Origin of the sequence: Kitasatospora herbaricolor (assembly GCF_030813695.1) — a bacterium.
Lineage (GTDB): Bacteria > Actinomycetota > Actinomycetes > Streptomycetales > Streptomycetaceae > Kitasatospora > Kitasatospora herbaricolor.
On the sequence record NZ_JAUSVA010000002.1, the window covers coordinates 7,352,690 to 7,376,288 of the forward strand.

The following is a 23,599-nucleotide window of genomic DNA, read 5'->3' on the forward strand; positions in this document are numbered from 1 at the left end:
CGGACGGTCACAGCGGGCGTACGGTCACGCCTTCCGTGGTCGCCAGCACCAGGGAGCGGTCCGGGACGGGCGCCCACTCGGGGCCGTCGTCGGCGGGCTCCGAGGCGAGCAGCACGCTGTGGCCCGGGCGGCTGCGCCGGAACAGCGTGTCGCCGTAGGTGGTGGCGGCGAGAGTGCGGCCGTCCGTCAGCAGCAGGTTCAGCCGGGCGTCCGTGCAGGCGGCGATGTCCTGGACGGTCGCGGCCAGCGCCTCGCCGGCGCCCGCGCCGGCTCTCAGCCGGTGCAGCACCAGCGCCCAGACCAGGGCGGAGTCGCTGCGGGCCTCCAAGGAGAGCAGTTCGGCGGGCGGCAGCAGGGCCGCGACCGCGTCGAGCTTGTCCGGCCAGCCCTGGACGGCGCCGTTGTGGCTGAACAGCCAGCCGTCGGCCCCGAACGGTGCGGCCGCCGCCTCGCCGGCCGCACAGCCCTCGGTCGCGGAGCGGACGGCCGCCAGCACGGCACGGCTGCGTACCACCCGCGCCAGGTCGGCGAAGGACGGGTCGGCCCAGATCGGTCCGGCCCGGCGGTAGCGGGCCGGCACCGGGTCGCCGTCCGCGTACCAGCCGACCCCGAACCCGTCGACGTTCATGGTGCCGTGGCGCTGCATCCGGGGCGCCCAGGACTGCCGGTGGAGCCCGAACGGCGGCTCGACGATCAGTTCGCCCAGGGCCACGGGTGCCCCCAGGTAGGCCAGATGACGGCACATCAGCGTCGCTCCGGGTCGCGGGCGGTGCGGAACCCGGCGAAGATCTGCCGCCGGATCGGGTAGTCCCAGTTCCGGAACGTCCCCCGGCAGGCGACCGGCGCCACCGCGAAGCAGCCGCCGCGCAGCACCTTGTACTCCGGGCCGAAGAACACCTCCGAGTACTCCTTGTACGGCCAGGCCCGGAATCCGGGGTACGGCCGGAAGTCGCTCGCCGTCCACTCCCAGACGTCACCCATCAACTGCCTGACCCCGTAAGGCGAGGCGCCGTCCGGGTAGCTGCCGACGGGCGCCGGGCGCAGGTGGCGCTGGCCGAGGTTGGCGTGCTCCGGCCCGGGTGCCCGGTCGCCCCAGGGGTAGCGGCGCGAGCGGCCGCTGACCGGGTCGTGCCGGGCGGCCTTCTCCCACTCGGCCTCGGTGGGCAGCCGCCGTCCGGCCCACCGGGCGTACGCGTCCGCCTCGTACCAGCTGACGTGCAGCACGGGCTCGTCGCCGGGGACGGGTTCGACGACCCCGAACCGGCGGCGCAGCCACTGGCCGCCGTCCCGGCTCCAGAACAGCGGTGCCACCAGCCCGGCCCGGGTGCGGTGCTCCCAGCCCTCGGGCGTCCACCAGCGGGGCTCCTGGTAACCGCCGTCGGCGATGAACCGCTGGTAGGCGGCGTTGGAGACGGGGGTGGTGTCCAGCAGGAAGTCGGCCAACTCGATCTCATGGGAGGGGCGTTCGTTGTCCAGCGCCCAGAGTTCGGTGTCGGTGCCCATCCGGAACGGGCCGCCGGGGATGAGCACCTCGGCCGGCAGGGCGGCGGCGTCGGCGGGGGCCGGCGGGGGCGCCGGGGCGGCCAATGCCGCCGGGCCCTGCCGCAGCTGATGGGTGATCAGCATCGTCTCGTCGTGCTGCTGTTCGTGCTGGGCGACCATGCCGAAGGCGAAGCCGTCGGTCAGCAGCGGCGGGCCCTCCAGGGGGCTGGCGGCGAGCAGGTCCAGCACCCGCCCGCGCACCTCGTGCGCGTACGCCCGGGCCTCGTGCGGCGGGAGCAGCGGCAGGCTCGGGCGCTCGGCCCGGGGGTGCTCGAACGCGTCGTAGAGCGGGTCGATCTCCGGGTGCATCGGATCCCGGCCACCGACGTTGCGCAGCAGCCAGAGCTCCTCCTGGTTGCCGATGTGGGCGAGGTCCCACACCAGCGGCGACATCAACGGCGAGTGCTGGGCGGTGAGATCGGGCTCCTCGACGCAGTCGGTGAGGGCCGCGGTGCGGGCGCGGGCCGCGATCAGCTCGGTGGCGATCAGCTCCCGCAGATCCTCGGTGCCGGGGGAGCCCGCGCTCACGGGGCGGCCGCCGTCGGGCGTCCTGCCGCCGGGGGCCGTGCCGTCAGGGGTCCTGGTACCGAGCGTCCTGCTGCCGGGGTCAGTGTCGTGGTTCAGCACGGTGCGGCCTCCGGGGGTGAGAGTCGGGTGCCGGAGCGCAGGGCGTCCAGCTGGTCGTCCGCCGGGCAGCGGCCGCGGGCCGGGTAGCGCTCGGCGAACTCGGCCACGGCGCCGCGAAGTCGGCCGGCTCCTTCGAGCCTGCCCAGGGCGGCGTCGGCGGCGGCGAAGCAGGCCAGGGTGGCGCGTCGCAACTGCGGGTCGCCGACCGCCTGGGTGGCCGCGCGCTGCCAGACCGGGCTCCTCGGCGGGGGTGTGCCGTCGACGGCGGCCAGCGGTTCGAGGGCGGCCAGGGCCGCGTCGGCGGCGACCGGGTCGTCGAACAGCGCGCCGGTCAGCGCGGCGGGCACCACCCAGCCGTCGCCCGGCTGCGCGTCGATCATCCGCAGTTCCAGGTGTCCGCGGGGCCGGACCGGCGGGAAGAGCGTGGTGCGGTGGTAGTCCAGGTCGGCCCAGGTCGGCGGACGGTCGCCGCCGCCGCGCAGCCAGTCGCGGAAGGTCAGGCCCGCGGGCGCGGTCCAGGGCTGTCCGTCCGGCCGCCGGATGCAGAGCACCTCGGCGTCCAGCACGTACGAGGCCCAGGCGGCCCTCGGGTCCCCGCCGTCCGTGCCGGGGGCCAGGGTGCGGCTCGGGTCCATCCGGGACCACACGGTCTGCCGGGTGGACCGGTGGCCCGTCGGCTTGCCGTCCAGCAGTGGGGAGTTGGCGAAGGCCGCGACCAGGACCGGACCCAGCAGGTGGGCCAGCCGCCAGCGGTCGTGCAGCGCGTGCGGGCCCAGTTCGGAGCCGGCGTCCACGCAGACCTGGACGGAGGCGGTGCCGGTCATCATGATCCGGCCCCACGGGCCGCCCCGGTCGAAGAATCGTTCCATCGCCAGATAACGGGGATGTTCCAGGACCATCCGGCGGTCGCGGTCCAGGGGGTCGGTGCCGGTGCCGGTGAGTCGCAGGCCCTGCGCGGCGAAGGCGGACCGCAGGACGGCGAGGTCTCGCCGGGTCTCCTCGACGCAGGAGCCGAGGCTGTCGGAGGGCGGGGAGCTGAGCTCGACCTGCCCACCGGGTTCCAGGGTGATCAGCGACCCTGAGGGGAGTAGCCGGCCGGTGTGCACCGGGCCGTCGGGGTGCGGCGGCAGCGATTCCAGGGCGGCGGCCACGCGTTCGGGTGCGACGGTCGACTCGGGACATCGGTCGTCATGGACGAACCACTCGACCTCCACCCCGACCAGCCGGGGCGGGCCGATCTTGAAGCAGACACCGGCCATATGGCTCTCGGCCGTCGACTCCGTCAGCGGGGTGACCGCCTGGGGAGCCTGGGTGTCCGGTCGGGACCAGGAGCCCGCTCGGTGCTGCGGAGCGGATCCGGCGCGCTGCGCCGACGGCGGCTGCGCGGCCGGGTCGGCCTTCGGCAGCTGCTCGGCGTCCGGCTGGACCGATGGGCGGTTCGGGCGAACAGGTATCACCGGACTCACCATCCTCGGGGTTCACGATTGCGGCCCGGTCTTCCTGCCCAGTCTGCTACGGGGCATGCGGATCTGCCGTGCAAAGTTCCGATGAACGGGTGTCCATGCAGGTCAGAGGGCACGCAGTCGGGCCTCCACGGCCTCCAGCAGGGGGGTGGGCAGGGCGTAGTTGAGGCGTAGCCGCCCGTACCCGGCCTCTCCGAAACCGGTGCCCTCGGAGAGCTCCAGGCCGCACCGCTCCAGCAGCGCGGCCCGCGCGCCCTCGGCGGGCAGACCGAGCTTCGCGGCGTCCAGCCAGAGCAGGTAGGAGGACTGCGGGCGGGACACCACCGCGCTGCCGAGCAGCCCGGTGAGCCGCTCCCGGGCCCCGACCAGATGGCGCAGCAGGGCGTCCAGCCAGGGACCGCCGTGCTGCAGCGCGGCCCGCTGGACGGTCTGCTCCAGCAGGCCGCCCTCCCAGAGCCCGAATCCGGCCATCAGCGCGGTCAGCCTGGTGCGCAGGGCCGGATCGGGGACGAGGGCGAAGCAACTGGGGACCCCGGAGGTGTTGAAGGTCTTGCCCACCGAGTTGAGGGTGACCGTGTGCCGGGCCAGGTCACCCGCCGCGACCACCGCCACCGGGTGCGGCAGGCCGTGGTCGGGGTGCAGGAGGTCGCCGTGCACCTCGTCCGAGAGCAGCACCCCGCCCGCCGGTCCGGCTCCGCCGGCCCCGGCCGTGGCCGCGCCGCTCCCGGCAGCGGCCTCGGCGAGGGCGCGGATCTCGGGACGGGTCCAGAGCCGGCCGGAGGGGTTGTGCGGATTGCTGAGCACGATGGCTCCCGGCCGCCGGCGGGCGAACTCCTCGGTCGGCAGCCGGTAGCCGTCGCCCTCGACGGGCAGCGGGATCTCCTGGTGGGGGAGGCCGGCCGCGCCGCAGATCTCGGCGAACCCGGCCCATTCGGGAGTGGGGATCAGCACCGGCCCGGCCGGTGCGATCGCCTCCAGGAGCAGTCGCAGCGCGGTGCGGGGACTGAACGGCAGCAGCAGTACCCAGTCCGGGTCGACCGCCGCCTTGTGCCGGTCCCGGTACCACCGGGAGACCAGTTCGCGGCCGTCCGGGTCGCACAGCGTGTAGCCGAACGCCCGGTGGGCCGCCCGGGCGGCCAGGGCCTCGGCGACGGCGGGCGGACCGGGGAGGTCCATGTCGGCCAGGCCCATCGCGATCGCCCCGCCCGGCGCCGCCCCGGCCCGGGCCCACTTGATGCTGCCGGTGCCGGTGCGGTCGAAGAGCCGGTCGAACTCCACCCCGGGGTGCGGGTCTGCTGCGGGGCGCGGTTCCAACTCGGACCTCCGGGGCTGGGCGGGTACGGGCGGCTCGCTGTCACGCTAACGCGGGTGCGGGAGGGGTGGGGGTGACTTGCGGGGTGCGGGGCGGGCGGGTGCCGTCGGGCGTTGTCTGTCAGTGGTCAGTGGTCAGTGGTCAGCTGTCTGCCGTCAGCTGCCATCTGAAATCTGACATCTGTCAGCCGTCATCTGATCCTCGTCATTTGTCATTCGTCATCTGTCATCGCCGCCGTTGCCCGTTGCCCGTTGCCCGTTGCCCGCCGCCCTGCGTCGGCGTCGGCGTCGGTTCAGAGCCGCATCAGGCCGGCCGCCGTCGGGCGGAACCCGCAACGGGCGTAGAAGGTTTCGAGCTCGGGCTCGTAGTCGACGTGCAGCCAGTGCGCTCCGAGCGCCCGGGCCTCGGCCGCCGCGGCGCGCACCAGACGCACGCCGAGGCCGGCGCGCTGCTCGTCGGGGTGGACCGTGGTGTCCAGCACGAAGGCGTGCGCCCCGCCGTCGCCGACCACGTTGACGTACCCGACCAGCCGTCCGCCCCGGTGCAGGGCGACCCAGGTCAGGCTGCGTGCGAGCAGGGGTTCGAAGGCGGTCGTCCGGTGGTCGGGCCAGGCTGCCGTGAACAGCTCGTTGAGGGCTCCGTCGGTCAGGTCGGGCCGGACGGTGAGGACAAGATCGTCGATGGTCATGCCGGCAGGCTTTCATTCGCCGGGGCTGTCGTCTGCCGGCCGACGGGCCTCAGGGGCGCTGGAGGGCGTCAGCCGTCAGTGCCCCGGCACGGCCGCCAGGTGATCGCGCAGACCGCGTTCGCCGCCGCGCATCATGGCCGCGTGGTTGGCCAGGAAGACCGGCCTGGCGGGGACGGCCAGCAGGCGCAGCAGCGGTTTGCCCAGGCGGGCCTCCTCCTCGAACAGCACCTGGATGCCGGCGGGTTGGGACGTGACGGTCCAGCGTGACCAGCCGAGCAGGTCGCCCGTCATCCGGGCCTCCAGGACCCCGGCGGCCTCGTCCTGCCGGGCGGCGTGGACGGTGAAGACCAGTCGGTAGGGGAGAAGTGAGCGGACGACGAGTTCGCCGGCGTCGGCCGCCGTCTGCCGGACCGTACGGACCTGGGGCCACCAGCGCGGGTACCCGGCGACGTCCGCCAGCACGGTCAGCACCCGGCCGGGTGGGGCGTCGAACTGCCAGGCGCTGCTGAGGCGGTAGGTACTGAGATCCATCCGAGGCCCCCTGATTCGTGACGCCGGCCCGCCCCCGGCGCGCGGCGCGCCCCACGGTGGCCGGCTCCGTCCGGGCGGCCCGCACCGCGAGCGTCCCTCTCGTGCGAGCGATCGAGGGCCTGTCCCCGCGGGCGGAGCCGTGCCCGCCCGGCCGATCGGCCGAACCCTCCAGCCGCGGCTACCCGTTCAGGACGCCCGGCAACCCGACCCGGGCACCGGAGCCGCCCGGACGCGGGCCCCTCCGAGGCCCTCTCCCGAACAACTCCCCGCCCGACTTCCCGCCCGAACCCTGCCCGAATCCGGGCCGACCACCAGCCCGATCCGGGCCCGGTCCCGGGCCTCCGCCCCACCCGCCACGGCCCCGCTCCGGCCTCGTTCCGGCCCGGCTCGCGGGCGGCTTCCGCGCTGCTCGTGGGCCCAATGCCCGGGAGCGCTCCCACGATTGACACGTCAACGCGGGCCAGTGGGGGCGCGGTTGTCGAATCGTCGAAATCAGTCCTAGACCTTGACGGAGCAGTTACCCCATGGCTTTATATGCCGTGAGGAACGGGATGCCCTCCGACTTCGCCCCCCGATTGTGGGAGCGCTCCCACTCATTTCCCCCTGGATCCCCCCCACCCGAAAGGATCCAAGAAGTGTCAGCACAGCTCCTTGCCCGGCTCAGAACCGCAGCTGTCGCCGTTGCCCTCAGCGCCACGGCCATCCTCCCGCTCGCCGCCGCGGCGCCGGCCCAGGCCGCGACCGCCAAGGTCGACAACCCGTATGTCGGCGCCGGGGTTTACGTGAACCCGGAGTGGTCAGCCCTCGCCGCCGCCGAGCCCGGTGGCAGCGCGGTCTCCAACCAGCCGACCGCGGTCTGGCTGGACCGGATCGCCGCCATCAACGGCAGCAGCACCTCGATGGGCCTGCGCGCCCACCTGAACGCCGCAGTGGCCCAGGCCGCCGGCAAGCCGTACGTCGTGCAGCTCGTCGTCTACGACCTGCCCGGCCGTGACTGTGCGGCCCTTGCCTCCAACGGTGAGCTCGGCCCGACCGACCTGCCGCGTTACAAGAGCGAGTTCATCGACCCGATCGCCGCGATCCTGGCCGACCCGGCCTACGCGAACCTGCGCATCGTGACGACGATCGAGATCGACTCGCTGCCGAACCTGATCACGAACGCGGGCGGCACCGCCACCGCGACCGCCAACTGCGACGTGATGAAGGCCAACGGCAACTACGTCAACGGTGTCGGCTACGCGCTGAACAAGCTCGGCGCGATCTCCAACGTCTACAACTACATCGACGCTGGTCACCACGGCTGGCTCGGCTGGGACTCCAACCTCCAGCCGACCATCGACCTGCTGAAGACCGCTGCCACCTCCTCCGGCAGCACCGTCGCCAACGTGCACGGCTTCATCGTCAACACCGCCAACTACTCGGCGCTGAAGGAGCCCTACTTCACGATCGACGACGTGGTCGGCGGCCAGTCGATCCGTGCCACCTCGAAGTGGGTCGACTGGAACCGCTACGTCGACGAGCAGTCCTACGCCGTCGCGTTCCGCCAGAAGGCCGCCGCGTCCGGCTTCGACAGCAACATCGGCATGCTGATCGACACCTCGCGCAACGGCTGGGGCGGTGCCAACCGTCCCACCGGCCCCGGCCCGACGACCAGCGGTGACGCCTACGTCAACGGTGGCCGCATCGACCGCCGCTTCCAGGCCGGCAACTGGTGCAACCAGTCCGGTGCGGGTCTCGGCGAGCGTCCGACGGCGGCTCCGGCCGCCGGCATCGACGCCTACGTCTGGGTGAAGCCTCCGGGCGAGTCCGACGGTGCGTCCAAGGTCATCGCGAATGACCAGGGCAAGGGCTTCGACCGCATGTGCGACCCGACCTACACGGGCAACGCCCGCAACGGCAACCAGATGTCCGGCGCCCTGCCGGACGCGCCGCTGGCCGGTGCCTGGTTCTCCGCGCAGTTCCAGGAGCTGCTGAAGAACGCGTACCCGCCGGTCACCGGTGGCACCAGCGACACCGTCGCCCCGTCCGCGCCGTCCGCGCTGGTCTCGACCGGCACCACCTCGGCGAGTGTCTCGCTCTCCTGGGCGGCTTCGACCGACAACGTCGGCGTCACCGGCTACGACATCTACCGCGGCGCCACCAAGGTCGGCTCCTCCACCTCCACCACCTTCACCGACAGCGGCCTGACCGCCTCGACGGCGTACAGCTACACGGTGAAGGCGAAGGACGCGGCCGGCAACGTCTCGGCGGCCTCCAACAGCGTGACCGCCACCACCACCGCGGTGACCGGCGACACCGTCGCCCCCACGGCGCCCTCGGCGCTGGTCTCGACCGGTAACACCTCGGCGAGCGTCTCGCTCTCCTGGGGTGCCTCGACCGACAACGTCGGCGTCACCGGCTACGACATCTACCGCGGTGCCACCAAGGTCGGCTCCTCCACCTCCACCAGCTACACCGACAGCGGCCTGACCGCCTCGACGGCGTACAGCTACACGGTGAAGGCGAAGGACGCGGCCGGCAACGTCTCGGCGGCCTCCAACAGCGTCACGGTCACCACCGCCTCGACCGGTGGCACGGGCAACCTGGGCTGCACCGCGACGTACACCGTCAGCAGCGACTGGGGCGCCGGCTTCAACGCCGACGTGACGGTCAAGAACACCGGCACCACCGCCACCAGCCACTGGAAGGTCACCTGGAACTTCGGTGGCAACCAGCAGATCACCAACCTCTGGAACGGCAACAAGACCCAGACCGGTGCCGCCGTCAGCGTGACCGACGCGGGCTACAACGGGGCGCTCGCCGCCGGTGCCACCGCCGGCTTCGGCTTCGGCGCCAGCTACTCCGGCAGCAACTCGGTGCCGACGCTCACCTGCACCGCGAGCTGACGCACCGCCCCGGCGGGCGATTCCCGGTGCACCACCGGTGAACGACCGCCCAGCATCCGGCCGGCCCCGAACTCCCGGGGCCGGCCGGACCTGTCTTCGCCGGACCTGATTCCACCGGGGTCCGCGCCCGCGGGGCGGGTCAGGACCGAGCGGGTCAGGAGCGAGCGGGTGGGGCCCCGGGCGGGTCAGGACCGAGCGGGTCAGGAGCGAGCGGGTGGGGCCCCGGGCGGGTCAGGACCGAGCGGGTCAGGCCCCGGTGGCCGGCTCGGCCAGCGTGAAGGCCGTGTTCACCAGCGCGACATGGGTGAACGCCTGCGGCATGTTGCCCAGTTGGCGGCCCTCCAGCGGGTCCCACTCCTCGGCGAGCAGGCCGAGGTCGTTGGCCAGATCGACCACCCGGGTGAACAACTCCCTCGCCTCGTCCCGGCGTCCGGTGGCGACGAGGGCATCGGCCAGCCAGAACGAGCAGGCGAGGAAGGCGCCTTCGCCGCCGGGCAGCCCGTCCGCCCGGACCGGTCCGTCCGCAGGTCCCGGCCCGCCGGCCCCCGTCCGCCCGCCGGCCCCCGTCCGTCCGGCCCGGCCCCGTCCGGCCCGGCCCCGCCCGTCGGCCGACCCGCCGGGACGGCTGTGCCGCACCCCGTTGTACCGCCGGACGAATCCGCCGTGGTCGAGCCCGGCCCGGACGGCGTCCACCGTGCGGACCACCCGCGGGTCGTCCGGCGGCAGGAACCCGCTCTTCACCACGAACAGCGTGGCCGCGTCCAACTCCTGTCCGCCGTAGTGCTGGACGAAGGTGCCGCGCCGCCGGTCGTACCCGTGGGCGCAGACGTCGGCGTGCACGGCGTCCCGCATCGCGCGCCAGCGATCGACGGGCGCGGGCAGGCCGGTGGCCTCGGCCAGTTTCACCGCGCGGTCGGCGGCGACCCAGGCCATCACCTTGGAGTGGACGAAGTGGCGGCGGGCGCTGCGGAACTCCCAGAGGCCCTCGTCCGGCTCCTGCCAGTGCTGCTCCAGGTAGCCCATCAGCGCCCGCAGCAGGCCCCAGACGTGCCGTTCCATCGGGATACCGGCCAGCAGCGCGAGGTGGAGGGTGTCCACCACCTCGCCGTAGACGTCCAGTTGGAGTTGCGCGACGGCCGCGTTGCCGAACCGGACGGGCCGGGAGTCCTCGTAGCCGGGCAGCCAGCCGGCCTCGGTCTCGGTGACCACGCGCTCGCCCGCGACGCCGTACATGGTCTGCAGGTCGCGCGGGTCGCCGGCGATGGCCCGCAGCAGCCACTGGCGCCAGGCCGCCGCCTCCTCGCGGAACCCGCCGCGCAGCAGCGCGGAGAGCGTCATGCTGGAGTCGCGCAGCCAGCAGAACCGGTAGTCCCAGTTGCGGGTGCCGCCGATCAGTTCGGGCAGCGCGGCGGTGGGCGCGGCGACGATGCCGCCGGTCGGCGCGTAGGCGAGGGCCTTGAGGGTGATCAGGGAACGCAGCACCGGATCGCGCCACTCGCCCCGGTAACGGAAGCTGCCGGCCCAGTCCTGCCAGCGCCCGAGGGTGGCTGCCAGGGCCTGGTCGGGATCGGTGTTCGGGGTGCTCTGCAGGTGGGAGGGCTGCCAGGTGAGCAGGAAGGCGACCCGCCGCCCGGCGGTGACGGTGAAGTCGGAGACGGTGGTGCCGTCCGCGCCGTAGGTGTGCACGCCGGGCGGTACCCGTAACCAGGCGGAGTCGGGCCCCGCGACGGCCACCCGGTGGTGCCCGGTGCGGCGCACCCAGGGGTCGATCCGGCCGTAGTTGAAGCTCAGTCGCAGTTCGCCGCGCATCTCGACGCTGCCGGTGAGGCCCTCGACGATCCGTACCAGCCGCGGGACCTTGTCGCGCTGCGGCATGAAGTCGGTGACCCGGACACTGCCGGTGGCGGTGTGCCATTCGGACTCCAGGACGAGGCTGTCGCCGCGGTACTTGCGCGAACCGCACGGACCGGCGCCGGCCGGGGCGAGCCGCCAGCTGCCGTGGCGCTGTTCGCCGAGCAGTGCGGCGAAGCAGCTGGGGGAGTCGAACCGGGGCAGGCAGAGCCAGTCGACCGATCCGTCCCGTCCGATCAGGGCGGCGGTCTGCAGGTCCCCGATCAGGGCGTAGTCCTCAATCCGTCCACTCATCGGTGCTATTATCCGGCCCTCCGCCTGCCCCGGCAGGCCGGGAGCCTCCAGTTGCACCCCTTCGGCGTGCGGAGGATGATCTTCTGTGCCTGTTGTCTCCTCCGAGCCGGATATAGCCGGGAAACTAAAGGGGTACCGCCATGCGGCGACCGGACTGGGTACCGGCTGGAACAGACCTGGACAAGCCCAACGCGGCCCGGGTCTACGACTACTACCTGGGCGGCTCGCACAACTTCGAGGTCGACCGCGAGATGGGGCGCAAGGCGATGGCCCTCTGGCCCGACCTTCCGATGATCATGCGGTCGAACCGGGCCTTCCTGCGCCGCGCGGTCCAGTTCGTGGCCGAGTCCGGCATCTCCCGCTTCCTGGACATCGGCTCCGGCATCCCGACCTTCGGCGCGGTGCACGAGGTGGCCAGGGCGATCCGCCCCGGCTCCGAGGTGGTCTACGTGGACCGCGACCCGGTGGCGGTCGCGCACAGCCGGCTGCTGCTGGAGCACGACCCGCTCAGCCACGTCGTCCAGGCCGACCTGCGCGAGCCGCAGGACATCCTGTCCCGGCCCGAGGTGCGGGAGCTGCTGGCCCCCGGTGAGCCGGTCGCGGTGCTGCTGGTCGCGGTGCTGCACTTCGTCACCGACGCGGAGGACCCGTGGCGTTCGGTGTCGGTGCTGCGGGACGCGCTCCCGCCCGGCAGCGCGCTGGTGCTCTCGCACGCGTCTCTGGAGGGCCGGCCCGACCAGGCGGAGGACCACCAGGCCCTCTACCGGATGACGCCCACTCCGCTGACGATGCGTACGCGTGACCAGATCATCTCGCTCTTCGAGGGCTTCGAGCTGGTCGAGCCCGGGGTGGTGTACCTGCCGCAGTGGCACCCGGAGAACCCCGCCGCAGTCGGCGAGCACCCGGAGCGGATGACCGGCATGGCGGGTGTGGGGCTCCGGCCGTGAGCGCCGAGCCGGCGGAGGCGGAGGCTGCCCGGTTCCGCGAGGACTGGGCCGGCCTGCTGGCGGCCGGGCACGGCGCGGCCGTGCACCCCGGCATCCTGCACCGCCTGGTCGCCCGGACCGCCGGCCTGCTGCACCGGGCCCGCCGCGAGGACCCGTTCGAGGTGGCTTTCGCCGAGCAGGCGGGCGCCCTGCTGGTGGACGCCCACTTCACCGACCCGTCGGTGCTGGCCCGCGCGATCGCCCTGCTGCACCGCCAGCCGGACGGCAACGGACGCGGTCCGGCGGTCTGCGGCGCCTTCGCGGCCGGCTGGGCGGCGGCCCTGCGCGAGCGTACGCTGCGTGAGCAGGAGGCGATCAGGACGGCCGCCGACAGTGCCCGCAAGGAGGCCGAGAAGGCGCTGCGCGCCTCGGAGGCCCGGTTCCGCGCGCTGTTCGAGAGCGCGGCGATCGGCATCGGCATCGGTGACACCGAGGGCAACATCCTGGCGGTCAACAAGGCCCTCCAGGAGATCTTCGGCGCCGGTCCGGAGGACCTCCAGGGTCACAAGGTCAACGAGCTGGTCCACCCGGAGGACACCCCCGGCGTGTGGGAGGCCTACGAGGACCTGGTCAGCGGCAAGCGCGAGTACCTGCAGTTCGACAAGCCGTACTACCGCCGGGACGGCGAGGTGGTGTGGACCCAGCTGACCGTCTCGCTGATCCGTGACGACGACGGCGCCCCGCAGTACCAGGTGGCGATGCTGGAGGACATCACCGACCGCTACCGGCTGCAGGAGCGGCTGCGCCACCAGGCGACCCACGACTCGCTCACCGGCCTGCCCAACCGGGCGGCCTTCTTCGAGCGGCTGGAGAAGATCTTCGAGGAGCCGGAGCCGGGCGCCAGGTTCGGCCTCTGCTACGTCGACCTGGACGGCTTCAAGGTGGTCAACGACAGCCTGGGCCACGAGACCGGCGACCAGCTGCTGACCGCCGTCGCGGACCGGCTGAAGGCCGCGCTGACCCCGCTCGGGCACCTGGTGGCCCGGCTCGGCGGCGACGAGTTCGTGGTGCTGCTGGAGAACTGCCGGGGCGAGCAGGAGGCCGTCGCGGCGGCGAAGACGGTGCTGAACGCGCTGGACGGCCCGGTGCACATCGGCGACCACCGGCTGGCCGTCGGCGCCAGCGTCGGCGTGCTGGAGCGCCGGGTGGCCACCACCACGCCGGGTGCGGCCGTCCGGGCCGCCGACCTCACGCTCTACCGGGCCAAGGAGGCCGGGCGCGGACGCTGGACCCTCTTCGACCCGAAGGAGACCGCGCGGGCGGTCAGCCGCTACGCGGTGTCGGTGCGGATGCCGGCCGCCCTGGACCGGGGCGAGTTCTTCATCGACTACCAGCCGCTGCACGCGCTGGCCGACGGCTCGCTGGCCGCGGTCGAGGCGCTGGTGCGCTGGCGGCACCCGCAGCTGGGGGTGCTCGGCCCGGACGAGTTCGTGGCGACGGCCGAGGAGACCGGCCTGATCATGCCGCTGGGCCGCTGGGTGCTGGAGCAGGCGTGCGGTCAGGCGGCGGACTGGGAGCGGCGGTTCGGCTCGGCGGCGCCCCAGATGAACGTCAATCTGGCGGTCCGTCAGGCCCGCAACGCCGGCCTGGTCGGCGATGTCGGCCGGATCCTGCAGACCACCGGGCTGGACCCGAGCCGGCTCCAGCTGGAGATCACCGAGAGCACCGTGGTGGGGCCCGAGGACGAGGCGCTGAAGACCCTGCACAAGCTGGTCGACATGGGCGTCTCGCTGGCCATCGACGACTTCGGCACCGGCTGGTCCAACCTCGCCTACCTGCGCGACCTGCCGGTCTCCGGGCTGAAGATCGCCGGCTCCTTCGTGGGGGACCTGCACGACCCGCGCAAGGACGAACCCACCGGGTGGCGGATCGTCAGCGGCCTGGTGTCCCTCGCGCACACGCTCGGTCTGACGGTGACGGCGGAGGGCGTGGAGACCCGCGGCGACGCCGACCGGCTGCGCTCGATCGGGTGCGACTGGGCGCAGGGCTGGCACTTCGGCCGGCCGGTGCGTCCGGCGGAGATCGCCCGCCGGATCGCCGAGGGCGGTCCGCCCAGGTAGCCCCCGCCGGCCCGGCCGGGTGCCGCGGGCTCCGGACCCGGGGCCCGCGGCGCCCGACGCCCCGGTACGGGCACGTACGGGCGCCGGCCGGCCGGCCCCGCCGGAGGCCCGTCAAGAAAATCCGGACAAACAGGTTCAAAACCCTTGACTTGCCCTCGGGTTCATGGGCACGATGAGGCCCTGGCACCGCACCTCGTGCGGAGAGCACATTGGCCAGTTCACGCAGGACCGGCGCCTCGGCGCCCACGCAGTACCGGCGCTCCGGCGCCGCAGCGGACCGGCACTCCGCACCTCGCGCCCAGCGCACGTCACGCGGACCCCATCTCCGGCGCACGTCAGGCCGGCGGAAGAGACCGCGTCACCGGCAGCAACCGGCGCGCAGCACGTCACCAGCCGCGCATCACCTCACGAGCGGCACGACCGCGTCCGGCGGCCCTCCCGTCGTGACCCGCGCACCGCCCTCCCGTCCGGGGGAATCCCACCCGGGCCGCGCCCTGCCGACAACCACAGCGGGCGCCCGCTCCGTCACGACCGGTACGCCCGAGGACACCGGCGTACCCGTCGCCTCCCGAGAGGCAGCCTTCGATGAGTACCACCCTGCCCCCTGACGCCCCTCCGCACCCGGCCGACGACGGCCGGCCGAGCCGGCGGGCGAGCGACCGCGTCACCAGCCGCCGCCCCCTGCGCCGCTCGACCGACCCGGTCAGCAGCCGGCGGCCGATGCGCCGCTCCGGAGACACCGTCGCCACCACGCACACCGTCAGCCTGGTCATCCCGGCCCGGGACGAGGCCCGCAACATCCCCTGGGTGTTCGAGCAGATCCCCCGCTGCGTCGACGAGGTCCTGCTGGTCGACGGTGCCTCGGTCGACGCGACGATCACGGTGGCCAAGCGCTGCCTGCCGACCGTCCGCAGCGTCAAGCAGAGCGCCCCCGGCAAGGGCAACGCGCTGCGCTCCGGCTTCGCGGCCGCCACCGGCGAGTACATCGTGATGATGGACGCCGACGGCTCCATGTGGCCCGGCGAGATCCCGCACTACCTGCACTTCCTCGACAACGGCTACGACTTCGTCAAGGGCTCGCGCTGCATCGCCGGCGGCGGCTCGCTGGACCTCACCAGGATCCGCTCGCTCGGCAACCGGGCGCTGCTCGCGGTGGTCAACCGGCTGTACGACAGCAGGCTGACCGACCTGTGCTACGGGTACTGCGCCTTCCGCCGCGAGTTCCTGGACGAACTGGACCTGCGCTCCTCGGGCTTCGAGATCGAGGCCGAGATGATCGCGCACGCTCTGCGCTCCGGCCTGCGCATCGCCGAGGTGCCGAGCCTCGAACTTCCCCGCCGCAGTGGTCGCTCACACCTGCACGCCGTCTCCGACGGCCGAAGGGTACTGCGGACCCTGCTCGCCGAGCGCCCCGGCGCCCGGTCCGCGGCGCCCCTTGCCGTGGGGGAGGGATGATGAATGGCTCCGACCGGCGCACCGCGGCGGCCTGCCCCTGCCCAGTCGCCCGCGACTCGCTCTACACCCCCGTTCGGATCGTCGAACTGGACCTGGACGAACCGAGTGGGCTGCGCCCGCCGGGGGGCTCCGGCGCCGTCGACCCGGAAGGCCGCGTGTTGGCGTTGGTGCGGCTGCACGGACACCCGCTCGGATTGGTGAAAGCCACCGGCGCGCGCGGCGACCTCGCCGGGCTGCGCCGGGCGCTGGTCGATGCCGCCCATCGCGAACTCCGGGTACCCGCCCGGTCCGACCGGACACCGGCCGCGATGACCCCGGCACCGTTCACCGCACCCTCCGTGCCCCGGCCCCCCGCCGCGGCACCCCGACCGGCCCAGGCGGCCGGACAGACCACCGCGGCACCCGCGGCGCGCCCGGGTCGGGCCGGCCGCGCCCGGGTGCCGGCGGGCCCGCCCCTGATCAGCGTCATCGTCGCCACCCACAACCGGGAAGGCATGCTGCGCCAGTGCCTCGACTCCCTGCTGCGGAACGGCTATCCGCAGGTCGAGATCATCGTCGTGGACAACGCCCCCGCGAGCGACGCCGCCGAGACGCTGGTCCGCGGGCGGTACGCGGGCCGGGTCCGCTACCTGCGCGAGCCGGTGGCGGGCCTGGCCCGGGCCCACAACTGCGGCCTGGCCGCGGCCCGCGGCGAGATCTGCGCCTTCACCGACGACGACACCCTCGCCGACCCGGCCTGGCTCGGCTCGCTCGCCGCCGCGTTCGCCGCCGACCCCCGGATCGGGTGCGTCACCGGCCTGATCCTGCCGGCCGAGCTGGAGACGCCGGCGCAGGCCGCCCTGGAGAACCACGGCGGCTTCGGCAAGGGCTTCGCCGCCCGGACGTGGTCGCTCGCCGACCGCCGCCGCGAGCCGCTCTTCCCGTTCGCGGCCGGCCGTTTCGGCTCCGGCGCGAACATGGCCTTCCGGACCGCCGAACTGCGCGCCATCGGCGGGTTCGACCCCGCCACCGGCACCGGGACGCCCGCCCACGGCGGCGACGACCTGCTCGCCTTCTTCCGGATGCTGGTCGCCGGCCACACCCTCGCCTACGCGCCCGACGCGCTGATCTGGCACCGCCACCGGCGCACCATGGACGCCCTGCCCGCCCAGGCCTTCGGCTACGGCGCGGGCTTCGGCGCCTACCTGGCCGCCGCTCTCACCCATGAACCCGCCATGCTGCCGGCGCTGCTGCGCAGGCTCCCGCAGGGCCTCGGCCTGGCGGCCGGCCGCGTCCGCAGCCGGCCCGCCTCCGGAGGCCGGCCTTCCCTGTACCTCGCCCGGCTGGAGATCCAGGGCCTGATGTACGGGCCCGTCGGCTACCTGCGCAGCGTCTGGAAGCAGCGCGGCGCCCGAGCAGAGAGTTGTCCGTGATGTCTGATCGCACTGCCGGCCCGGCTCCCACGCTGGCCCGGATCGTCGAACTCGACCTGGACGAGCCGAGCGGCCTGCGCCCGCCGGGGGCCTGCGGCACCGTCGAGCCGGCCGGCCCGGTACTGGCGCTGGTGCGCTCCAAGGGGCACCCGATCGGACTGGTCTCGGGCAACGGCGCGGCCGGCGACCCGGCCGGCCTGCGCCGGGCCCTGGTCGAGGCAGCCCTGCGCGATCTCCCGCTCCCCGACCGCACCGGCGGGCCCGCCCCCGCGGCGCAGCCCCCGGAGACGGCCCGGCCACCACTGGTCAGCGTGATCGTCTGCACCCGCGACCGGACGGAGATGCTCCGGCGGAGCCTGGACTCGGTGGTCCGCACGCGCTACCCCCGGGCCGAGATCATCGTCGTCGACAACGCGCCGACCGATGACTCCACCGAGCAACTGGTCCGCTCCCGGTACGCGGACCGGATCCGCTACGTCCGCGAGCCGGTGCCCGGGCTGTCCTGGGCCCGCAACCGCGGGCTGGCACAGGCCCGCGGCGAGATCTGCGCCTTCACCGACGACGACGCCATCGCCGACCCGCACTGGGTCGACGCCGTGGTGGAGTCCTTCCGCCGGGACGCGTCCGTCGGCTGCGTGACCGGCCTGGTCCTGGCCGCCGAGCTGGAGACCGAGGCCCAGGTCCTGCTGGAGCAGTACGGCAGCTCCGCCCGCGGCTACGCCACCCGGAGCTGGTCGCTCGGCGACCGCGCTGACGACCCGCTGGTCCAGTTCTCGGTGGGCCGCTTCGGCTGCGGCGCCAACATGGCCTTCCGCACCGACCTGCTCAGGGCCTTCGGCGGCTTCGACACCGCGACCGGCGCCGGCACCCCCGCCCGCGGCGGCGAGGACCTGCTGGCCTTCCTCCACGTGCTGACCAGCGGCCACACCGTCACCTACCAGCCCGACGCGATCGTCTGGCACCGCCACCGGCGCACCATGGAGGCCCTCACCACCCAGGTGTTCAACTTCGGGGTGGGCTACGGGGCCTTCCTGGCCGCTGCGGTCTCCCGCGAGCCCGGCCTGCTGGTCGAGCTGGTGCGGCGGCTGCCCCGCGGGGTCTGGAACTGGCAGGCCGCCCGGCGCCGCCACGTACGGTCCGCGCCGGACGCCCGGACCGTCCAGCGGCGGCTCGGCCACCTGGAGTTCGGCGGTCTGCTCTGCGGCCCCTTCGCCTACCTGGTGAGCCTGTGGAAGCAGCGCGGCCTGCAGCCGGGGGAGTGGCCGTGATGTCCGTCCTCGCCGCCCGGCGCACCGCCTCCACGCGGCCGTGCTCCTGCCCGCAGCCTCTGCCCTGCCAGTGCTCGTACACCACCCTGCTCAAGGCCCGCGTCAGGGCCGTCCGGGTGACCGGCCGCGGGGAGCCCCTGCTGCGCAACGGCCACATCCTGGCGGCCAGTTCGCTGCTGGCGGCGGGCCTCGGCTCGATGTTCTGGATCCTCGCCACCCGCTCGTACAGTGCCGAGACGGTCGGCCGCAGCTTCGCCGCGCTCGCCGCCGCCTCCTTCCTCTCCACGCTGGGCAGCCTCAACCTCGGGGACGTCCTGGTGCGGTTCGTGCCGACAGCCGGCCGGCACACCCGCCGGCTGGTCCTGCGCTGCTACATCACCAGCGCGGTGTTCAGCGCGCTGGCGGCCGGTGCCTTCCTGCTGCTGATCCCGCTGATCGCGCCAGGCCTGGGGTACCTGCGCGAGCCGGTGATGGCCGCCGCCTTCATGGCGGCGACGGCCGGCTACGCGCTCTTCGTCCTGCAGGACGGCGCGCTCACCGGACTGCGCCGCACCGGCTGGGTGCTGGGCGAGAACGCCCTGTTCGCGGTGGCGAAGTCGGGCCTGCTGGCCGTGTGCGCCGCGCTGGCCGTGGGGACCGGCATCCTGGTCTCCTGGTCGGTGGCGCTGGTCCTCGCGATCCTGCTCACCAACCTGGTGCTGTTCGGCCGGGCGATGCCCGCGCGGGAGCGGTCCGACGAGTCCGGCCCGTCCGACACCTCGCCGCCCCAGCGGGTCGCGCGGTACGCCACCGCCGACTACGTCGGCAACCTGTGCAGCGTCGCCACCTACAGCGTCGTGCCGCTGCTGGTGCTCAACCATCTCGGCGCCGGGCAGAGCGCGTACTACTCGCTGGCCTTCATCATCGCCGACACCCTCTACGTGGCTGCGTTCAGCATGGGCCATTCGCTGGTCGTCGAAGGGGCCGACGCCCCCGAGCGGCTGGTGGAGCTGGCCCGGCACATGCTGCGCCACTCCGGCCTGCTGCTGGCGGGCGCGGTCGCCGTGGTGGTGGCCGCCGCCCCGTGGATCCTCGGGCTCTTCGGCCCCGACTACGCCTCGCACGGCACCACCGTGCTACGCCTGATGGTGCTCGCCGCGGTGCCCAACGCGGTGCTGAGCGTCGCCATCCAGGTGGCCCGGGTGCGCCGGTCGGTGACCTGGATGATCGGGCTGCGGCTGGCCTTCGCCGTCGTGGTGATCAGCCTGGCCGCGGGCCTGCTGCCGCTGCTGGGCCTCAACGGCGTCGGCCTCGCGTGGCTGGCCGCCGAATGCGCCCTCGCCGTGCCTCTGCTGCTGACCCTGCGGCGCTGGCTGCCCCTCGCGAACCGGAGGCCGACATGACCGCCTCAGCCGAACCCACCCTGTCCGTCGTCGTCTGCGCCTACACCCAGGACCGCTGGGACGACCTGTGCGCCGCGGTCGCCTCCGTCCGCGCCCAGCACCCGCCGCCCGCCGAACTGCTGCTGGTGATCGACCACTGCCCCGAGCTGGAGCTCCGGGCCGCCGCCGAACTGCCGGCCCGGGTGCTCGCCAACACCGGCCCCAAGGGTCTGTCCGGGGCCCGCAACACCGGTATGGCGGCCGCCACCGGCGAGGTCGTGGCCTTCCTGGACGACGACGCCGTCGCCGCTCCCGGCTGGACGGCCCGGCTGCTGGCCGGCTACCGCGACCCCGCCGTGCTCGGGGTCGGCGGCCTGGTCGAGCCGTGGTGGGAGACCGGCCGCCCCGGCTGGTTCCCGCCCGAGTTCGACTGGGTGGTCGGCTGCTCCTACCGCGGACTTCCCCGGCACGCCTGCGCGGTCAGGAACTTCATCGGCGCCAACATGTCCTTCCGGCGCGCCGAGGCACTCGCCGCCGGCGGGTTCCGCACCGAACTCGGCCGGGTCGGCACCAGGCCGCTCGGCTGCGAGGAGACCGAGCTGTGCCTGCGGATCACCGCCCGCAGCCCGGCCGCCCTGCTGCGCCACGAACCCGGCGCGGTGGTCCGCCACCACGTCCCGCCCGCCCGCACCAGCTGGGCGTACTTCCGGGCCCGCTGCTACGCGGAGGGCCGTTCCAAGGCGGTGGTGGCCCGGCTGGCCGGCGCCCGGCCGGCGCTCTCCAGCGAACGCGGCTACCTGCTGCACACGCTGCCCGCCGCGATCGCCCGCGGTCTGGGCCGGGGCGAGCTGCGGAGCGTCGCGGCGTCCGTCGCGGGCGCCGTGACCACCGCCTTCGGGTACGCGCTCGGCCGGCTCGCCCGGCCGGTGCCGCCGCCGGGCCGGTCCGTCCGCCCCGGCGGGCCCGCCGCAGAGCGCCCGGCCACCCGAGTGCCGGCCACCGAGGGGTCCGCCACCACCGGGCCGCGGAGCGTGTGAGGAGTATTGATCATGATGGCCGTGCCGGTCTTCCTCTACCACTCGGTCTCGGACGACCCGCCGTCGTGGATCGCGCCCTTCACCGTGACCCCACGCGTCTTCCGGGAGCAGCTCGGCCGGATCACGGACAGCGGCCTGTCGGTGGTACCGCTGCGCCGGCTGGTCTCCGCCCTGCACGGCGGACCGCCGCTGCCGCCCGGATCGGCCGTCCTGACCTTCGACGACGGTTTCGCCGACTTCTACTGGACGGTCGCGCCGGTCCTCGCCGACCTGGGCATGCCGGCGACCCTCTACATCACCGTCGGAGCCGTCCACCCGCCCGGCGGGCAGCCCACCGGCAGCCTGCTCCCGCCCGCCCGGATGCTGAACTGGCGCCAGGTCACCATGCTGGACGCCGTGGGCATCGAGATCGGCGGCCACTCCCAGACCCACGCCCAGCTGGACACCGTCCACGCCCGGCAGCGCGCCGACGAGGTCGTCGGCAGCAAACGCCGGCTGGAGGACGCCCTCGGGCACGAGGCCACGGCCTTCGCCTATCCGCACGGGTACTCCAGCCCGGCGCTGCGCACCAAGGTGCGCCAGGCCGGCTGGACCTCGGCCACGGCGGTCGGCGACCGGTTCAGCTCGAACGCCGACGACCCGATGCGGATCTCCCGGCTGATGGTCCGGGGCGACACCCCGCCGGCCGTGTTCGACGACTGGACGGCGGGCCGCGGCGCCGGCGTCGCGCCGGCCCCGGAACGCCTGGTGACCAAGGGCTGGCGGACGTACCGGCGGCTGCGGGCCGCGCTGGGCAGCCCGGTCGGCGGACCGGAGCTGCTGTGATGGACACCGTGCGAGACCCGTCACCGTGTGGCGGCCCTCCCGAGGAGGCAGCCGGATGATTGAGCAGCAGATCACCGACACGCCGCGCCCGCCCACCCGCTGGGCCCGCCGCTCCGGCCCTGCCGTCAGGCCCGTCCGCCGGACCCTCCGGCAGCGGCTGGCCGGCCCCGGCGTCGGCGGCTGGGCGGTGCGGGCCCCGCTGCCCGTCGCCCTGGTCCTGTGGCTGGTGGCGCTGCGCGGCGCCCGCCTCGACCGGATGGGCACCCTCGGGCTGCTCCAGGCGCTCCCGCTGCCCTACTGGCTGGGCCTGATCGTCCTCACCGTCGGCTTCGCCGCCGCGCTGCGCGACCCCAAGCTGCCGCAGCGTTGGCCGGCCGCCTACGTGCTGGGCCTGATCGCGATGGTCCACGCCACCCCCAGCGTGCTCTACCCCACGCTGCGGTACGCCTGGGCCTGGAAGCACATCGCGATCGTCGACGCCGTGCTGCGGCACAACGGCACCGTCCCGAACGCCCACGAGCTGGACATCTACAACCGGTGGCCCGGCTTCTTCGACCTGAACGTGCTCTTCCTGCGGGCCACCGGCCTGCACTCGGCGCTCGGCTACGCCTCCTGGTACCCGCTGCTGGCCAACATCCTGCTGATCGGCCCGCTGCTGCTGATCCACCGCTCGCTCACCAAGGACCGCAGGCTGATCTGGGGCGGGGTCTGGCTCTACTTCGCGACCTCCTGGGTCGGGCAGGACTACTTCGCGCCGCAGGCCTTCGCCTACTTCCTGTTCCTGATCGTGATCGGGCTGGTCCTGCGCCAGCTGGCGGCCAGGCGGGCGGCCGCGCGGGCCCCGGCCGCCGGGGCCCCGGCCGCGGCGGCGCCGGGCGCCCGGGCGCTGACCGTCTTCACCGACCTGCCCGCGCGCGGCGGCTGGCGGCTCGCCCCGTTCGGGCTGCTGCTGGTGCTGATCGGGGCGATCGTCACCTCCCACCCGCTGACCCCGGTGATGCTGATCAGCTTCCTGCTGCTGCTCGCACTGCCCCGGGCCAACCGCGCGGTGGTGCTGCCGGTGCTGGCCGCCGCGGCGGCCATGACCCTGCTCTGGGACGCCACCGTGGCCCGCCCGTACCTGGCGTCGAACATCAGCGCCCTGGTCGGCGCGCTCTCCTCGCCGGACCGCAACGCGGTCTCGGGCTTCGCCGGGCTGGCCGCCGCGGCGCCGGCCCAGGTGACGGCCTCCTGGGTGGACCGCGGGCTGACCGCCACCGTCCTGCTGCTGGCCCTCGCGGCGGCGTGCCGCCGCCGCTGGCGCCGCACGCCCCTGCCGCTGCTCCTGCTGGCGCCGTTCCCGCTGCTGCTGGCCAATCCCTACGGCGGGGAGATGATCTTCCGGGCCTACCTCTTCGCGCTGCCGGCCGCCGCCTTCCTGATCGCCACCCTGATCGCCCGCACCCCGCGCTTCCCCCGGACCGGGACGGTGGTCCGCGCGGTCGTGCTGCTGGCCCTGCTCGCCGGGACGCTCTGCGGCTACTACAGCAAGGAGGCCATCAACTACTTCACCCCGCAGGAGGTCGCCGCCGGGCAGTACCTGGCCGAGAACGCGCCGCCCGGCTCGCAGATCGTGGTGCTCACCGCGGACCTGCCCGGGTTCGAACTGCGCTACGAGCAGCGGGTGCGCACCGTGCTGGCCCAGCAGACCGTCGCCGACCGGCGCGCGCTGCTGGCCGACCCGGCGTCCACCCTGGAGAGCACCATGTCCAACCCCGCCGTGGTCGGTCCCTCCTACCTGGTGCTGACCCGGGCCCAGGCCGCCGAGTGCGAGCTGACCGGGGTCTTCCCGGCGGACACCCTGGGGAAGGTCCGGCTCGCGGCCTCCGACATGTCGACCCTGCGACCGGTCTTCGCCAACCACGACGCCGTGATCTACCGCCACGTCACGCCGGTGGTCGGCACCGGCCTGTTCGCCGCCCACCCGCGCTGAGGTGGGCACCGTGACCGGGACGTGGGCACA

17 protein-coding genes are annotated in these 23,599 nt (G+C 74.0%); 10 read left to right on the plus strand and 7 right to left on the minus strand.

Annotated elements, in window-relative coordinates; translation table 11 throughout:
* Window positions 1–7 precede the first annotated feature (7 nt).
* The 6 genes from egtC to J2S46_RS31960 form a co-directional block, all read right to left on the minus strand.
* A complete protein-coding gene (gene egtC, locus J2S46_RS31935; protein ID WP_191288006.1) occupies window positions 8–745 on the minus strand; it encodes an ergothioneine biosynthesis protein EgtC in 738 nt (245 codons plus the stop codon).
* Window positions 745–2,070, minus strand: coding sequence for an ergothioneine biosynthesis protein EgtB (egtB, locus tag J2S46_RS31940; protein WP_191288306.1), 1,326 nt, complete (start codon window positions 2,068–2,070; stop codon window positions 745–747). The genes egtC and egtB overlap by 1 nt, the downstream gene beginning before the upstream one ends.
* A gap of 92 nt (window positions 2,071–2,162) precedes the next feature.
* Complete coding sequence (egtA, locus tag J2S46_RS31945) at window positions 2,163–3,626, minus strand: ergothioneine biosynthesis glutamate--cysteine ligase EgtA (protein WP_307351961.1); 1,464 nt, start codon at window positions 3,624–3,626, stop codon at window positions 2,163–2,165.
* Window positions 3,627–3,737: 111 nt separating this feature from the next.
* Complete coding sequence (locus J2S46_RS31950; protein WP_191288007.1) at window positions 3,738–4,946, minus strand: aminotransferase class I/II-fold pyridoxal phosphate-dependent enzyme; 1,209 nt, start codon at window positions 4,944–4,946, stop codon at window positions 3,738–3,740.
* Between the two features lie 290 nt (window positions 4,947–5,236).
* Window positions 5,237–5,632, minus strand: coding sequence for a GNAT family N-acetyltransferase (locus tag J2S46_RS31955; protein WP_191288008.1), 396 nt, complete (start codon window positions 5,630–5,632; stop codon window positions 5,237–5,239).
* A 75-nt stretch (window positions 5,633–5,707) separates the two neighbouring features.
* Window positions 5,708–6,163, minus strand: coding sequence for an SRPBCC family protein (locus tag J2S46_RS31960; protein WP_191288009.1), 456 nt, complete (start codon window positions 6,161–6,163; stop codon window positions 5,708–5,710).
* 551 nt (window positions 6,164–6,714) lie between these two features.
* On the opposite strand from J2S46_RS31960, the gene J2S46_RS31965 reads away from it, so the two are divergent.
* On the plus strand, window positions 6,715–9,048 hold the full coding sequence (locus J2S46_RS31965; protein WP_370882268.1) for a glycoside hydrolase family 6 protein: 2,334 nt from the start codon (window positions 6,715–6,717) through the stop codon (window positions 9,046–9,048).
* 246 nt (window positions 9,049–9,294) lie between these two features.
* Here J2S46_RS31965 and J2S46_RS31970 read toward each other — a convergent pair whose 3' ends face one another.
* Complete coding sequence (locus J2S46_RS31970) at window positions 9,295–11,193, minus strand: glycoside hydrolase family 15 protein (protein WP_191288011.1); 1,899 nt, start codon at window positions 11,191–11,193, stop codon at window positions 9,295–9,297.
* A gap of 140 nt (window positions 11,194–11,333) precedes the next feature.
* On the opposite strand from J2S46_RS31970, the gene J2S46_RS31975 reads away from it, so the two are divergent.
* The 9 genes from J2S46_RS31975 (at window position 11,334) to J2S46_RS32015 (ending at window position 23,569) form a co-directional block, all read left to right on the plus strand.
* Entirely contained in the window at window positions 11,334–12,140 is an 807-nt protein-coding gene (locus tag J2S46_RS31975; RefSeq protein WP_191288012.1) for an SAM-dependent methyltransferase, read from the plus strand.
* Window positions 12,137–14,239, plus strand: coding sequence for a putative bifunctional diguanylate cyclase/phosphodiesterase (locus J2S46_RS31980; RefSeq protein WP_191288013.1), 2,103 nt, complete (start codon window positions 12,137–12,139; stop codon window positions 14,237–14,239). The genes J2S46_RS31975 and J2S46_RS31980 overlap by 4 nt, the downstream gene beginning before the upstream one ends.
* A gap of 585 nt (window positions 14,240–14,824) precedes the next feature.
* Entirely contained in the window at window positions 14,825–15,694 is an 870-nt protein-coding gene (locus J2S46_RS31985) for a glycosyltransferase family 2 protein (protein ID WP_229912005.1), read from the plus strand.
* On the plus strand, window positions 15,694–17,106 hold the full coding sequence (locus J2S46_RS31990; protein WP_229912006.1) for a glycosyltransferase family 2 protein: 1,413 nt from the start codon (window positions 15,694–15,696) through the stop codon (window positions 17,104–17,106). The genes J2S46_RS31985 and J2S46_RS31990 overlap by 1 nt, the downstream gene beginning before the upstream one ends.
* Window positions 17,106–18,374, plus strand: coding sequence for a glycosyltransferase family 2 protein (locus J2S46_RS31995; protein ID WP_191288014.1), 1,269 nt, complete (start codon window positions 17,106–17,108; stop codon window positions 18,372–18,374). Before J2S46_RS31990 ends, J2S46_RS31995 begins: the two co-directional genes overlap by 1 nt.
* Window positions 18,374–19,756, plus strand: coding sequence for a lipopolysaccharide biosynthesis protein (locus tag J2S46_RS32000; protein ID WP_191288015.1), 1,383 nt, complete (start codon window positions 18,374–18,376; stop codon window positions 19,754–19,756). The genes J2S46_RS31995 and J2S46_RS32000 overlap by 1 nt, the downstream gene beginning before the upstream one ends.
* Window positions 19,753–20,772, plus strand: coding sequence for a glycosyltransferase family 2 protein (locus tag J2S46_RS32005; RefSeq protein WP_191288016.1), 1,020 nt, complete (start codon window positions 19,753–19,755; stop codon window positions 20,770–20,772). Before J2S46_RS32000 ends, J2S46_RS32005 begins: the two co-directional genes overlap by 4 nt.
* 12 nt (window positions 20,773–20,784) lie before the next feature.
* The gene (locus tag J2S46_RS32010; protein ID WP_191288017.1) at window positions 20,785–21,597 is read left to right on the plus strand and encodes a polysaccharide deacetylase family protein; all 813 of its coding nucleotides are present in this window, start codon (window positions 20,785–20,787) and stop codon (window positions 21,595–21,597) included.
* 55 nt (window positions 21,598–21,652) lie between these two features.
* The gene (locus J2S46_RS32015) at window positions 21,653–23,569 is read left to right on the plus strand and encodes a glycosyltransferase (protein WP_191288018.1); all 1,917 of its coding nucleotides are present in this window, start codon (window positions 21,653–21,655) and stop codon (window positions 23,567–23,569) included.
* Window positions 23,570–23,599 lie beyond the last annotated feature (30 nt).

What these genes read in the sequence shown, in the direction of transcription:
- egtC (WP_191288006.1), bottom strand. Translation starts at nt 745, where the DNA reads ATGTGCCGTCATCTGGCCTACCTGGGGGCACCCGTGGCCCTGGGCGAA.
- J2S46_RS31955 (WP_191288008.1), bottom strand. Translation starts at nt 5,632, where the DNA reads ATGACCATCGACGATCTTGTCCTCACCGTCCGGCCCGACCTGACCGAC.
- J2S46_RS31960 (WP_191288009.1), bottom strand. Translation starts at nt 6,163, where the DNA reads ATGGATCTCAGTACCTACCGCCTCAGCAGCGCCTGGCAGTTCGACGCC.
- J2S46_RS31965 (WP_370882268.1), top strand. Translation starts at nt 6,715, where the DNA reads ATGCCCTCCGACTTCGCCCCCCGATTGTGGGAGCGCTCCCACTCATTT.
- J2S46_RS31970 (WP_191288011.1), bottom strand. Translation starts at nt 11,193, where the DNA reads ATGAGTGGACGGATTGAGGACTACGCCCTGATCGGGGACCTGCAGACC.
- J2S46_RS31975 (WP_191288012.1), top strand. Translation starts at nt 11,334, where the DNA reads ATGCGGCGACCGGACTGGGTACCGGCTGGAACAGACCTGGACAAGCCC.
- J2S46_RS31985 (WP_229912005.1), top strand. Translation starts at nt 14,825, where the DNA reads ATGAGTACCACCCTGCCCCCTGACGCCCCTCCGCACCCGGCCGACGAC.
- J2S46_RS31990 (WP_229912006.1), top strand. Translation starts at nt 15,694, where the DNA reads ATGAATGGCTCCGACCGGCGCACCGCGGCGGCCTGCCCCTGCCCAGTC.
- J2S46_RS31995 (WP_191288014.1), top strand. Translation starts at nt 17,106, where the DNA reads ATGTCTGATCGCACTGCCGGCCCGGCTCCCACGCTGGCCCGGATCGTC.
- J2S46_RS32000 (WP_191288015.1), top strand. Translation starts at nt 18,374, where the DNA reads ATGTCCGTCCTCGCCGCCCGGCGCACCGCCTCCACGCGGCCGTGCTCC.
- J2S46_RS32005 (WP_191288016.1), top strand. Translation starts at nt 19,753, where the DNA reads ATGACCGCCTCAGCCGAACCCACCCTGTCCGTCGTCGTCTGCGCCTAC.
- J2S46_RS32010 (WP_191288017.1), top strand. Translation starts at nt 20,785, where the DNA reads ATGATGGCCGTGCCGGTCTTCCTCTACCACTCGGTCTCGGACGACCCG.
- J2S46_RS32015 (WP_191288018.1), top strand. Translation starts at nt 21,653, where the DNA reads ATGATTGAGCAGCAGATCACCGACACGCCGCGCCCGCCCACCCGCTGG.